This is a genomic window from Mesoflavibacter sp. CH_XMU1422-2 (assembly GCF_037029245.1).
GTDB classification, from domain to species: domain Bacteria; phylum Bacteroidota; class Bacteroidia; order Flavobacteriales; family Flavobacteriaceae; genus Mesoflavibacter; species Mesoflavibacter zeaxanthinifaciens.
This window is the reverse complement of record NZ_JAYMEE010000056.1, coordinates 319,445-334,146: the sequence shown is the minus strand read 5'-3', so window position 1 is coordinate 334,146 and position 14,702 is coordinate 319,445. Positions and strand designations below refer to the sequence as shown.

The 14,702-nt window shown below is 32.1% G+C and carries 9 protein-coding genes; all 9 read right to left on the bottom strand.

The window, feature by feature from the left end:
* Window positions 1-15: 15 nt before the first annotated feature.
* On the bottom strand, window positions 16-1,020 hold the full coding sequence (locus WA340_RS07470) for a cytochrome c oxidase subunit 3 (RefSeq protein WP_304141877.1): 1,005 nt from the start codon (window positions 1,018-1,020) through the stop codon (window positions 16-18).
* A 109-nt stretch (window positions 1,021-1,129) separates the two neighbouring features.
* Complete coding sequence (locus WA340_RS07465; RefSeq protein WP_027879437.1) at window positions 1,130-1,714, bottom strand: cytochrome c oxidase subunit 3; 585 nt, start codon at window positions 1,712-1,714, stop codon at window positions 1,130-1,132.
* A gap of 3 nt (window positions 1,715-1,717) precedes the next feature.
* Complete coding sequence (gene cyoE, locus WA340_RS07460; protein ID WP_027879438.1) at window positions 1,718-2,611, bottom strand: heme o synthase; 894 nt, start codon at window positions 2,609-2,611, stop codon at window positions 1,718-1,720.
* A 108-nt stretch (window positions 2,612-2,719) separates the two neighbouring features.
* Window positions 2,720-4,855, bottom strand: coding sequence for a gliding motility protein RemB (locus tag WA340_RS07455; RefSeq protein ID WP_336128233.1), 2,136 nt, complete (start codon window positions 4,853-4,855; stop codon window positions 2,720-2,722).
* Between the two features lie 111 nt (window positions 4,856-4,966).
* On the bottom strand, window positions 4,967-5,776 hold the full coding sequence (locus WA340_RS07450; RefSeq protein WP_336128231.1) for an energy transducer TonB: 810 nt from the start codon (window positions 5,774-5,776) through the stop codon (window positions 4,967-4,969).
* A gap of 110 nt (window positions 5,777-5,886) precedes the next feature.
* Window positions 5,887-6,609, bottom strand: coding sequence for an energy transducer TonB (locus WA340_RS07445; protein WP_223075996.1), 723 nt, complete (start codon window positions 6,607-6,609; stop codon window positions 5,887-5,889).
* Window positions 6,610-6,666: 57 nt separating this feature from the next.
* Entirely contained in the window at window positions 6,667-7,032 is a 366-nt protein-coding gene (locus tag WA340_RS07440; protein WP_336128228.1) for a VanZ family protein, read from the bottom strand.
* On the bottom strand, window positions 7,025-7,405 hold the full coding sequence (gene gcvH / locus WA340_RS07435) for a glycine cleavage system protein GcvH (RefSeq protein ID WP_336128226.1): 381 nt from the start codon (window positions 7,403-7,405) through the stop codon (window positions 7,025-7,027). The genes WA340_RS07440 and gcvH overlap by 8 nt, the downstream gene beginning before the upstream one ends.
* A 62-nt stretch (window positions 7,406-7,467) precedes the next feature.
* Window positions 7,468-14,700, bottom strand: a complete 7,233-nt coding sequence (sov, locus tag WA340_RS07430) for a T9SS outer membrane translocon Sov/SprA (protein ID WP_336128225.1) — start codon at window positions 14,698-14,700, stop codon at window positions 7,468-7,470.
* Window positions 14,701-14,702: the final 2 nt, after the last annotated feature.

The following is a 14,702-nucleotide window of genomic DNA, read 5'->3' as shown; positions in this document are numbered from 1 at the left end:
TCTTTTTCTATTAAATTATACTAAGTAGAAGAATGTAAATACGAATACCCAAACTAAATCTACAAAGTGCCAGTAAAGACCAACTTTTTCTACCATTTCGTAGCTTTTTCGTCTTTCATAAGTTCCTAAAATAACATTAAACCAAATGATAATATTAATTACTACTCCTGATAGTACGTGAAAACCGTGAAAACCTGTAATAAAGAAGAAGAAATCTGCGAATAATGGCGATCCATATTCATTAACTTCTAAGTTTGCACCTTCTACAACACGCTTACCGTTATTTTTGATAGCTGCTAATGACTCTTCACGAGAAAGTACAGTTTTTTGTCTTTCTTCATTTAAAATTTGAGTTCTTACTAAAATATTTGGATTAGCTTCTAAACCAGCAACAACATCCTTCATTTGATAAGGAGGTAATGTACCTTCATCTACAAACCAAAGTCCGTTTTTACGCTCGTGATTAGTTCTTTCTGTAGGAGATACTATAACAAAATCTTTAACTGCTACTCTTTTAAATTCTTGTTCTCCGTTTTCGTTTGTTTTATATTCTCCAAACTGTAAAATGTTTCCTCCTTTTGTTTGAACAGCACCATAATCTCCTTTTATAAATGTTGCCCATTCCCAAGCTTGAGAACCAACGAAGATGATACCACCAATAATTGTTAAGAAAAGATACCAAGTTACTTTATTCTTTTTCATATGGTGACCAGCATCTACCGCTAATACCATTGTTACAGAAGACATGATTAATATAAACGTCATAAACGCCACATAAATCATAGGTAATTCTTGACCGTGTAAGAAAGGTACGTGAGTAAAAACCTCATCTGCTATTGGCCAAGAGTCTATAAATTTGAATCTTGAAAATCCGTAAGCTGCTAGAAACGCAGAAAAAGTAAGGGCATCTGTTACGATAAAAAACCACATCATCATTTTACCATAACTTGCTTTAAGTGGCTCATTTCCACCACTCCAAGTTTTACCTTCTGTATTGGTAGTTGCAACTGTCGTGCTCATAGTGTTAAATTAGTTGTTAAAAAGTGTGACAAAAATAATCAATTTATTGACTTAAAAAAATTGCTTCCGCTAAATTTTAACGCGTCTAAATAAGGTTTTACGCCAATTTTTAGCTTAAGAAAAAATATAAGAAGAAGAATAAATAAAGCCATAATAGGTCTACAAAATGCCAAAATATTTCGGCTAATTCAAAACCTGTATAATTTTCTGAGGTATATTTTCCTCTTAAATGATTTACTATTACTACTAAAATTGGTATTAATCCTGCAAGAACATGAATAATATGTACCACTGCTATAAGATAGATATAGCTTACCGTTACATTACTTGTTGGTCCTGTAAAATTATATCCCATGTCTATAATTTGATTAAATCCTTTAATTTGATTTAAAACAAATAATAGCCCTAAAACAAATGTAACTACTAGCATTACAGTTGTTAATGATTTATTATTTTTTTCTAAAGCTTTTCTAGCTATTATAAAAGTTACACTACTAATTATCATAATTATAATGCTAGTCCAAAAAGGCTGAGGCATTACAAAATCTGATAACCAATCTGGTCTAGAACTACTTACTATAAATGCACTAGTCCAACCTGCAAAAGACATAATTAATGCTCCTATACCAAAGTATAGCATCATTTTTCTTGATCTTCTGTGTTTTTCTTGAATTGTTCCTTCGGTTAAATCCATTGTTTATCTTAAAAATTTGTCTACGACGTAAATAACTTGAATAATTGTTATATAAAGTACACTAGATAACATTAATTGTTTTGCCGCTTTTTCGGTCATTTTCTTATAAAGAAGTATAGCGTAGTATAACATTACTAAACCTAATGCAAAAACAATAATTGCTGCTACTATCGATAATTCTAATTTTCCTGTAAAACCAAAAACTGGAATTATTGAAACTAAAATAGTCCAAATAGTGTATAGTATTACTTGAATAGCTGTTCCTTTATCTTGTTTTCCTGTAGGTAACATAAAAAACCCACCGCGTTTATAGTCTTCAAATAAAAACCAGCCTATTGCCCAAAAATGTGGGAATTGCCAAAAAAATTGAAGTGCGAACAAAGTTCCTGGTTCTATACCAAAATGATCTGTTGCTGCTACCCAACCTAACATAAATGGGATAGCTCCTGGAATAGCTCCTACAAATACCGATAAAGGTGTTTTTGTTTTTAAAGGTGTGTAAACACTAGTGTAAAGAAATATTGAAATAGCGCCAAACATTGCTGTTTGCTGATTAATTGTGTAAAGAATAACTATACCTAAAATAGTAAAAACACAAGCAATTATAAATGCTGTGTTTACAGTCATTCTTCCTGAAGCAACTGGTCTATTTTTTGTGCGATGCATTAAAGCATCTAAATCTTTTTCTATAATTTGATTAAAAGCATTACTTGCTCCAACCATAAAATAACCGCCAAGTGCTAATAAAATTAAGACTTTTACACTTATTGTATCTGCACCAAGTAAATAACCTGCAATAGATGAAAATACTACGCTTAGAGACAAACGCATTTTTGTAATTTCTTTAAAATCTGAAATTGCTGTATGTTTTACGACCGTAGTTGTTGTACTCAAAATTTTAGCTTACTTTTTTGCTTGCGCAAAGATACTGCTAATTGATTATTTAGCATAAAAAAACCTCAAGGTTTTTAACTTGAGGCTTTAATATGATAGTTTTAATTGTTTTTAGTAATCAAAATACCAATTAAATAAGTCTGTTCTTAAACCAAAGTTAAACCAAACAGTACTGTTGTTATAAACGTTTAATGTTTCTGCTTCTGGATTAAAATTTCTGTAGTTTACATTAACAAATGCTTTTAAATTAGAAGCTGGATTAACTAAATACCCTAATTGAGCACTTGCATTTATAGATGTTGTTTTTATACCTTGACCTATTTCTACACCTGTATCAAATGGTCTGTCATTATAATCTCTATAAATATCGCCACCATAGCTAAAGTTATCTGTTTCGTTATTGTAATCAAAACCTCTAACACCAGTTATAACCTTAACTTCTCCAAACCAACGTTGTTTTTGATAACGCCCAATTAAAACTAACTCTCTAAAATTTGCGCCCCAAAGATGAGCCATAGGTTGATTGTTATGTGCGTAATTTAGAACAATTGTATTATGAGAATATGTATACGGTCTTACTTGATTATATTCTGCTTGAAGCATTAAGTTTTTTACTTTAAAAGCATTATAATATTTAGCACCTAATTGAAACCCAAACTTATTTTTCCAGCTTTTTTCTCCTGCTTTCACATCATTTAAAGAAAATTCGTCTAAAATAAATTGTCCATAAATATTTACATTATCATTAAATTTATATTTTCCTGAAGCTCCTAAAATAGCATTACCTGCACCTTGACCAGTTTCAAATTCTATCGCTCTAAAGAAAATTACTGGGTTTAAATAGTTAACATCAAAGCCTCTATCGTTAGTATTTTCCCAAATAACAGATTCAAATAATCCTATGTTTAATTTTTTTGAGACATTCCAGCTTAAGTAATGATTTGCTATATATTTTGTTCTAAATGCATCATCTACTACCGCTTCTGGTCTTACATCTTTTAACCAGGTCCAAGTGTTGGTGTACTTAATTTTCCAAAATTTAGTATTCAACTTTAAAAAAGGATAAGGACTTGCTACATCACTTTGTAGTAAACTACGGTAACCGTCGCCAATAAATTGCTTGCCATGCCCAAACTGAACATTAATAAATTTTGCAGGTGAATATGACAAATATCCTTCTGCTACAGGATAATCATAAGCATCATCTTTAAATCGTTTTGCAATACCACGACCAGGTATTATGGCAGGATCAGGACCAAACGCCTTTAAACTTTCTGCATATTGATTAACATATTCTGCAAACCGACCTTGATTTTCGTAAACCGTTGCAGAAAAGCTAAACTTATTACCTAATCCACCTTGTATATAAACTCCACGGGTATTGTTATACGTGTAATCAAAATCTGCATCAGTATCTTTACCTAATTGTAAATCAAAAACAGGATCTACAGTAAACCAATACTCTTTACCTTGTAATTGCACTAAATGCTCATTCCATAATTTTTGTCCTGCCCAAGTCTGTCTATCTTGTTTTAAAGCTTCGTTTTCTGCTTCAAAATCGTAATAATTTTTAACATCTTCATACATAAATGGTTTTAATGCTGTGTGACTATTGGTCCCTACTAAATTCATTGAACGGTCAAAACGAAAATAGTTTTCATGACTAAAAGGGATATTTATTTGACTCTTATATTCTTTATTTTGATATTTTGTTACTGCTTTTTGTACGCTATCAAATTCGGCTTTAGCCTTCTTTTCTAAAGCTGATAACTGTTCAACCTGATTGGTTTTAGATTGATTGCTGTTGTTATCAACACTAAAAGCTTCAACTTCTGAAGGTTTATTAGCTTCGTTTAATGGCAAATAAATAGACATAGAATATTGTCTAAACGTTGGATTACCGTTGTAAGTTGCTGGTTCTATTTGAGGAAACTGATTAAAAACACGTTGCGTTTCTTTCTTTAAAGATTTATGTTTTGCTTCTACAAAAACTGTTTTAAAAGTTCCTTTTTCTGTGACTTCAAAAACTACAACTATTTCACCTTTATAATTAGAATCAATATCTTCCGGAGTTTGAAAATTATTGAATATAAAGTTGAAAACCTCTTGATTAAAACAATTAAGTTGATTGTTACCTTCTTGATTTTTACAATTTTCAAAAACCGGTGGTTTACCACTGTAGCTTGTGCTTTGTGCGTAGGTTGAACACGTTACTAAAGTGAATATGATTAAAATGAATGACTTCATTTATTTTGGGTTTAAATTTTGCTGAAAGATAAGGCTTTTTTTAAAACAGCTTTAAACGAAAAAAGTCGCTATCTATTACGATAACGACTTTTAAAAAATGATAGTATCTGTTTAATATCTTACTTGAAATATTATAGGTAAGGTATATAAAACCGAAACTTCTTTTCCACCTTGTTTACCAGGTTTCATTTGTGGTATTTTACTAACCACACGTTTAGCTTCTTCTTCTAAATCTTGATGTGGTGCACGTGTCTTTAAAATTTGAACATTACCAGCTTTATCAACTCTAAAATTCACATAGATTTTTTGAATACCTTCGTTTAAACCTAACTCGCTACCAAGACCAGTATCAAACTTTTTTCTAACTAATTTGGAGAGCTTATCTGATAGACATTTTTTTCGCCCATTATTAGTGGTTTCACTTTCACAACCTGGGTAAATTGGTACTTGTTCAACCAAATTTACATTAAAATTTTTTTCAATTTCTTCTTCTGGTTCATCAACATTTAAATCGTCAGGGTTTAAATCAATTGGTTTAGTCTTTACATTTGTTTCTGTAACAATATTCTTTGTGATTTTTTCATCAGGAGTATCATCAGGCACTTCTTTTAAATCAATCAATTCCTTTGGTTGCTCTTTTGGTTGCGGTTCTTCAGTTTTAACTGCATCTTCAACAACATACTTTTTTTGATCTAAAGTGTATTCTTCAAATTCTGGCACTACAGAATTTTCGACAATAGCTAAATCTGTTGATTCGAAACGCATTTCTAAAGCGCCATAAACAGCCAATAAGCAAAGAATTAAACCCACTTGAAAATACAACGTTGAGTTTTTTTGTAAATTTGCATCATGTTTTTGTGAATGCTGCACTTTATTCTCATTTTGGCGAGTGAGATTGTGCTCTTTTTTAAGATTTTTCATAATTAATAAAGTTTAAATGTTAATATTATGAAAATGTCACAATAAACATACCAAAAACAAAAATCCCGTTACAATTGTAACGGGATTTTTAATATATGATAGTTATTTAACTATTCTACTCTAAATGTAATTGGTAAAGAGTAAGGTACGTTTACTGGCTTACCTCTTTGCTTACCTGGCTTCATTTTAGGTAATTTTTGAATTACTCTTGCAGCCTCTTGTTCTAATCTTGGGTGAGGCGCTCTTGATCTAATTCCTACAATGTTACCTTGTGTATCTACTTTAAATGATACAAAGATTCTTTTAATACCTGAATCTAAACCTAAATCTTGAGCTAAATCTGTATTAAAGTTACGTTGTACAAATTTGTTGATTTTGTCAGACATACATTTTTTCTTAGCATCATTGTTACCACTTTCGCAACCAGGAAAAACTGGTACATTTTCAATAATTGAGAATGGTACGTCTTCAATAACTTCTTCTACTTCTTCTACCTCTACTTCTTCAACCTCTACGATTACTTCTTCTTGAGTTGTTTCTGTAGACTCGATTACTGTTTCTTCCACTTCTTCTTCATCTTCCACGACCTCGATAACTTCTGGAGCTGCTGGTGGTGGCGGTGGTGGTGGCGGTGTATTTTGTATTTCAGTAATTGGAATTTCTTCTTCTATTTCATCACCAAGATCTAATTGACCAATGTCAATTGCTTCTTTGTCATATGTTTTATGATTGATCGCTGTATATGATATAAACATCATAAGTGCTAAACCTACTGCTAGATATAGACTACTGTTACGACCTACATTTGCTTCTGGATTTTTCTTTGGTTCCATGTTTGTGATTTTTACTGAATGCTAAAATAACTATTTATTTGCTAAAAAAACAAGGTATTAGTTGTTTTTAACTTTCATTTTTAACGCTAATTTAATAATCAATACAGCTAAAAGAGCTCCTATTATATTGGCAACTACATCTTTAATATCTGCTTCTCTGTGCTGTGTTAATGTATGTTGTAATATTTCAATAATTATGCCAAAAACTATGGCTAATCCAACTGCTTTACTTAAAGCTTTTTTTAAAAAGTAACTTTGTTTTAGTGTTAGATACCAAATCATGGTAAAAAACATATAAGCAATTGCATGAAATACCTTATCACTATTACTTGGCATATTACTTGGTCCTACTTGTGGCAATAAACTTAATATTGTAAGTACAATTGAGTAACCTATGCTAAGTAATACTAATAATTTACGCACCAATTATGGCTTTATAATCTTCTGCAGAAAGTAAGCTGTCTAATGATGTTACATCAGATACTTTTACTTTAATCATCCAACCTTCTCCGTAAGGATCTGTGTTTACTTTTTCTGGTTCGTCTTCTAAAGAATCATTAAAAGCAATAATCTCTCCTGCTACAGGTAAGAATAAGTCTGATACTGTTTTTACTGCTTCTACTGTTCCAAAAACTTCTTCTGCATCTAATGTTTCGTTTAAAGTTTCAACCTCAACGTAAACTATATCTCCTAACTCACTTTGAGCAAAATCTGTAATACCAACTGTTATTTGGTCGCCTTCAATTTTAACCCATTCGTGGTCTTTAGTATATTTTAAATCTGCTGGAATATTCATCTTTTATTTTTTAAGTTGCTACAAATGTATTTAAATGAGTAATAATTTCAAATAAAGAATTACTAATTTCCGAAATTATATCTAAGTGTCAAACCTGATCTAATTGTTGTTTGAGGAAATGCTGTTGAAATTGCATATTCTGAGAAAGTATAATCAAAGTAAAAAATACCTGTTAGGTTTCTACTAAAAGCATATTCTGCATTGTATTTTAATCCCCAAATGGTTTGACCGCTTGTTATTTGGTTGTTATCTACATCTAAGTATCTAATTATTGTTTTGTTATCTCTTACAGACAAGTCTGCAGACATAATTAAATCTGATACTATTGATCGTCTTGGTCCTGCTAATTTTGATTTTATGCGTACGTCTTTAAGGCGGTAACCTAATCCTACCGTATACTCGTTTCCTGCAATTTCGGTCATTAGATTATTATCAAAACTTAATGATAGCATACGGTCTTTTTTCATCTCTAAAAGTACTCTTACTGAGTTTTTCATCTCCATATCAAAACGGAATAATGGGCTAAACATTTCTGTTAAAGTTACACCGCTTAATAAACTTTTTGCTTTATAGTTTCCTGCTTGATCTAAAGCTTCGTTTGGTTGAGAATCGTAATCTACTGTAAAATCTATTGGCGTATAATCTAAGTTTGTTCTAAACTGTTGAATGGTATATGTTGAACGATAACCGTGTGTTAAAGAGAAGCGTTTAAATCGTTTTTTAAACCAATTAAACTTCATAAAACCTGTATACTTTAAATCCCAGTTAGGAATTGGTATATCTCTTAATGCATCTAATGGAGTTTTGTTAGCGCCTCTTCCTGTATATGCACTAACAAATGATGGCAATAATACTTGTTGACTTGTTTTACCAAACCCTTTTGGATAACCTTCTGCATCTAAATTTGTAGGATCTGTCACATCAATTCCTCTTTGTGTGGCTAAACGTTTTGCAACTTCAATTCTATTTGCTCTAAAATCATCAAATGCTTGAGATCCGTTCTCATCACTTTTACTAAATGCTGTTGGCAGTGTAAATGCTGATATACTAAAATTACCGTACGTATTTGGTGTTAAGGACACATACTCGTCATTTTCTATACGGTAGTTTTCTGTATAATTTTCTGCATAAGTCCTAAATCCAATTAAATCAATTTTTAAATCTTTAACCGGCTCTAAGTTTGCAGATAAATCTAACTGTTTAGTTTGGTTAGTCGTATACTGCTGATTAAAATCTGGGAAGATGGTTAACCATCCATTTCTTGCTGCAAGATCACGCACATCTCTTTGACTACCTAAAGTATAACCTAATGTTGGCTTTGATGTCCCTAAAAAACCTGGTGTTTGTAGGTATCCTGGTAAATATGTCCCATTAGTTTCGCTATAAACAGCTTGTATACGTTTTATCGATGTTAATATTCCTATACCAAAGTTGCCTAGTTTGGCTCCAAAACCATCTCCGCTTTTCTTTTGCTTTGCTTTTTCATCTTTATTGGCAACAGCTGGTGGTTGAGCGCCACGTGTCCTGCTAACCCTATTACTACGTCTTGGACTTCTCTTTTTTGCTATACCTAAATATTTATACAACTTATTCATGTCTAAAGTTGAATTAATATTGTGTGAATTACCATTGGAAATTGAGTTACCTAAATCGTATGTATTACCATCATCTGCTGTAAGATTACCAAATAAATCAGATCCTTTTTGCCACTGGTATAACCCAGAGTAACTATAAGTTGCTTTTATAAAGTTTAAGGTTGGGATTTTAGCAAAAGGAATTTCATAATTAATACCAACTTGTTGTTGTTGACGGTTTGGATCTCCAAAATCAAAGAAACCGTCCCAAACATCTAGCATAGGATCTGGTTCTCCGTTAATAATATTGTCTTTAAAATAATTACGAACAATATTGTTATTTGAAGCAGATAAGTTAAGTTGAAGTGATTTTGTAAGATTCCAGTTGATATTGTATTGATAGTCGAAAGTGTAGTTTCTTCTGTATAGTTCCTCTAATCCAATATTATTACCTCCTAAATCTATGTCTCTAAACTTTTGCCTATTATACTGACGGTTTAAATCTGTGTTTACAGTAAAACTAGCAGGTAACACATTAAAGTTTAAATCTTTTAACAGCTTCCAATATTCTCCTGTAAATAAAGAATCATTTTTCTTAAATGGCTCAATTACTTTTGGTTCGAAATTATAAGCATAATTAACGCCTGCTCTTACTTGTTTGTCTACAGAGTTTTTAATTTCAAAATCTCTATGTTCTGTTTTGTTATAAGAGTAGTTAAGTGTTAAATTTTCTACATCGTAAAAACGAGGTTTTGCTTCTCCTGTTCTATTCTTTTTAACTCCGATAAAGTTGATGCTTTTTCTTTTAGTATATTCTTCGGATTGTTCTAAAATTTGATCACGTTCAGCATCGTCTGCAGCCTCATCCATTCGTGTTTGTAACTCTAAATCTTCGTATTGTTGATCAAACTTTGGTGTTACCACTTCTACTCCTTGACCATAATTAAATGGTATTTGTAATCCCCATTTTTCTGGTAATAATTGACCAATATTAACATTAGTTACAACATCATATTGTTTTACATCTTCTAAGCTACGTTCGCTAGGTCCTTGGTTGATGTCTCCAAAACCAGAAGTGCTCATTCTACCTGTAGCACTTACTGTTGCAAAGTCTGCTAAATTAGTATCTACACTCATTACTGCAGCCCAACCACCTTCGTTATTCATGTCTGATAGTCTTAGCTCATTAAACCAAACGTCACCACATAAATTACTATTAGTTGCGTTTTTTACACCAACCATTAAGGTTCTAATATCTCCAAAATTAGGATTACCTTTTATTGCCACACGATGTTGACCAGATACATAACCTTCAAATTGTTCAGAAAAAGGAACCTCTATTAAATCATCTCCTACAACATCATAAAAATTAGCCTGACCACTTGTTAAGGTTTGGTTACTAATAGCTAAAGCTTTTAGGCGTTGTAAAACTTCAAGTTTTAAGTTTATTTCATTTACTTCTGGCCAAAAATCTTCTGCTGTACCGCCTCCGTTGTAAACTTCTAATGGAATTTCAATTTGATAATAGTTTTGGGTTAAATCGTTACCCATTCTTATAAACCCTACCATCTCATTATCTCCTAAACCAGGTGTTTCGCCTTGACGTGCATGCATAAACATACGCAACTTTTTATATTGACGCATATCTATTGCAATATTCTTAAATACAGCTCTAGCATCTTTAGCTTTTAAATCACATACTTTAACGACTAAAGACTGTTCATTTTGCCTAACAATGGTATTGTTATTATTTAATTGTTCTGGAACTACGCTTGGTGGCGATACATAACTACCTTCGTTTTCTTGTGTACTTACTGCACCTACGCTAAAATCTGTATCTTCAAATGTTGGATCTGTTGGACCGCCATCTAATGCTAATCTAAATCTTCTCCAATCACTTCTTACTAGATCTAATGTACCAAATCTAAATACTGTAGCTTGCTCAAAGCCATTTAAGAATAGTCTTGTAAACCTTATAGATCTTAAGTCTGTAATACCATTTACAGCTTCACCAGAACTTACTGGTATTCTAAATTGATACCATTTTGGATAAGCGGTATCTCCGTTTGGTAAAACTCTTGGATTACTGTTTCCGTTAACATTTTTAGTATCAACAATAAATTCGTTATCTAAGTTTAATGTAGCTGGTGTTATTTCTATTTCATATTGATAATAGCTATCAATAGTATTCATAGTATTATCACGATTAACATCTTCTACATCTGGTTGTGTTGTTGATCCTCTGTTAGTATCGCTAAAGAAATCTGGAGAGTTACCATCTACACCGTTATATTGTTTGTAACGCTCAAACAAATCGCCTTCTGCATTTAAATAATAGTTGTAGTTATCTTTTGCTGGATCTGCTATACCAGAAAATGCTGCTGGAAAATTAGCTGCTTCTTCTGCATCATTATAACCATCAAATCCAACATCTTGATTAGTTCTTTCTTCTCCTGTCGTATCAAATGCATAAATTAACGCTTGGTTTTGTGGTACTACAGACTGGTAAGCTGTTTGAGGCAACAAACTAATATTACCGTCTTGTGGTAAACCGTTTTCATATTGTTTACGTCCATCTTTTAAGATATCTTCTGAAATACTTCCAAGATTTATAAATAATTTACCTCCTGGATTAGATGGATTTTCTTGGAATGGATCTTGAAGCCAAAACTCGATATACTCAACATTAGATTGCTCAAAATCTGTAGATGTTATTTGTCTAGTTATACCTGCCCAACTCTCTTCAGGATTTACTGTATTTCCATTCTCAGAACCTGGTTGAAAATTGTAGGGACCACGTTCATCTGGATAATAAACTAAGTCTAAAGTATTAATAACTGTAGTTTGTCCTTGAGCTATATCTTGCTGCGGAAAAAGTTCGTTTACAAATACTCGGCTTGTATAAAGGCTTGACATATCATCATCTGAGATACCTGTTGGTCTTTGACTTCCGTAGAAAATTGGATCTATAGAGTACCAGTTTAACATTGCTCTACCGTAACCGTTTTCAATACCAACAGCATCAAAAGCTGTCGAGTTATTTAAATTTAAAGGTCTAGAAGATAGTGTCCAAGCTTGAGGTGATTTTAGATCAATTCCGTTTTGAGTCCCTTCAAAATCATCTATATATGCAGTAGCTTCTCCATTAAAATTAGTTCCTTTTGGTGCGCCTGGTAGTAAGTATGCAAAGTCACCACGAACAGATAAATTAGATGGTGCGTCTGTATCTATATTTGGTAGCTTATTAACTAATCTTGTGAAGAAAGGAACTTCTGTTGAAAAGTTACCATTAAAACCTAAAATTGTATTGTTTATTGGCTCTGTTGCGTAGTTAGCTTTTTGCGTGATTGGTCTTTCATTAAGGTTTAAATACGTAGCGCCAACCACAAAGTTTTCGTTAAAACGATGTTCTACATTTATTCCTGTAAAACGTTTAGTTTGTTGCCCAAAGATTGAGTTATTTTCTGTAGAAACTTGAATTGGTGTGTTTGAAGCTTTTAAAGCATCATCAATAATATATACTCTACCTAACTGATAATTTACTGTATAATCTACACCTTCTACTAACACTCGTCCTCCTGCTTGTACACGTACTGATCCTCTTGGCACATTAGATCCTCCAATCGGGATACCATCACCACCAGACGATTTGTAACGTCCTTTTATTTGGAATTTATTTTTTTCGGACTCGTCTAAAGCAGCAGTTTTTGTTGCTTTATATAACAAGTCATAAACGTATTTTTCTTGGTTTGGGTTAGTGTAAGTATCTGCTTCATAATCTGCAGCATTATCACCTGGGTTACCATCATCATCTAATAAGTCGAATAAATAACGTCCAAACGGTTCTACTTTAGTAAAAACTATTTTACCGTTTTCTGGTATTACAGTTATTCCTGATACAAAATCAAAAAATCCGTCTCCTCCTATTTGAGGATCATTATTAAAATTTAGTTTATCAAAATTGAATAATCTTAGCAGCGTAGTTTCTTGTATAACCTCATCATCTGTTGTTGGATTATTATCTAAATCTACTGTAGGAAAAGATGTTCCTTCTACTGGTGTGATATAGTTAAGTGGTGCAGCTTCGTTATAAAAGATATTAAGCTTAAAATCTTCTTGACTTAATTGATAAGCTCCGGTATCGTAAATATTTTTCATCATTAGATCCCAAATTGGCTGCTGTACACTAGTAATACTACTTTTTAAAAGTTTTAAAACTAATGCGTTGTTAGTTACATTAGTTACTTGACCTTGAGAGTTGGTATTAACATCTGTTGCATCAAGACCATCGTTAGCAAATTCTCCTACTTGAAATACTTGCCCACCAACAGTATATTGATAAGCTACTGCTAAAACTTCATCGTTATTAAGTCTTTGATTTAATGAAATATATCCTAATTGTGTATTTACTTTATATTCTTGTCCTTCTATTAACTTTCTGGTATTTTCTTGTTTTGCAAAGTCGAAACCTTCGTTAAAACCAGGTATTAAAATTCCGTTTTGTACCGTTGCAATATCTCTAACTGCATCTGTTAATTGAGACATTGGCTGCCCAATAATTGTTGGATCTAAACCGTTGTTTCCGTTATCCGGAAATGCGTTTGGACCTTGATAAACATTTACACCAGCATTACCTATAACACCTGTTTCTCCTAAATCTTGAAACGCTACAACGTTACGTACATTTTGCGTTTGATTACTTCTGTTTGTTACCCATACTTCTATTCTTGTAATCTGAATATTGTTATTTATAAACGGGTAGTTTTCTAATGCTTTATCATAGTTGTTACGGAAATATTGTGCTAAGAAGAAGTGACGGTTTTCATCATAATCTCTAATAAAAAAGTCAAATTCATCTAAAGTTCCGCCACCTTGAGCAACTACAGATCTTGTGTCTGATCTTTGATCTGAAAACACACCTGTAATTGTTGTTTTACCAAATTTAAGTTGTGTTTTAACACCAAATAAACTTTGAGCTCCTGAAATTAATGAGTTGTTTAAAGGCATGTTAACGTTACCAACTTCAATTTTTTGAATGATATCGTCTTCTGTTGGTGTATATTCTAATTTTATTACGTTTTGAAAATCAAACGTAGACTGTGTATCGTAATTTGCATTTACTTGTAAACGTGTTCCTACTTTACCCAACATACTTAAGCTAATACGTTGATCAAAGTCGAAAGTAAAATTACGTCTGTTTCTTGGTGAAAATGAAGGGTTATCTTGCTTTGTAAAAAGGATACCTAAATCCATTTCTACAGATCCTTGAGGGATAAACTCAATAGTATTTCCTCCAAAAATGCTTTCAAAAAAACCTGAATTCACATAAAATTCTGGTAAAAGGTTTTTCTGTGCTTCTTCTGAGTTTTCTTTCTTACCATCATAAGCATCAATCTTCTCTTTATAGTAAGATTGCATATTTTCTTTATCTACTAAAGCTTGATACTCTTGTGGTGTTAAAATTACAGGATAGTTAATATTAAATTCGCCAACAGATTCGGTATAAATATATCTATCTGTTACTGCATCATAAGTATATTTTGAAACAATGCTGCTAGGATTAGGCATTTGTATTTGCCCTAAATTATAACCTGTTTTGGTACTATCGGTTTCTGTTTCTGGAGTTTCTTGAGCTACAATAACAACACTAAATAGTAATAAAAAAGTGGTAAATAGGTTAGTTAGAGTGGATTTATAAAAACTATGTTGAGTTGTATTCAAAA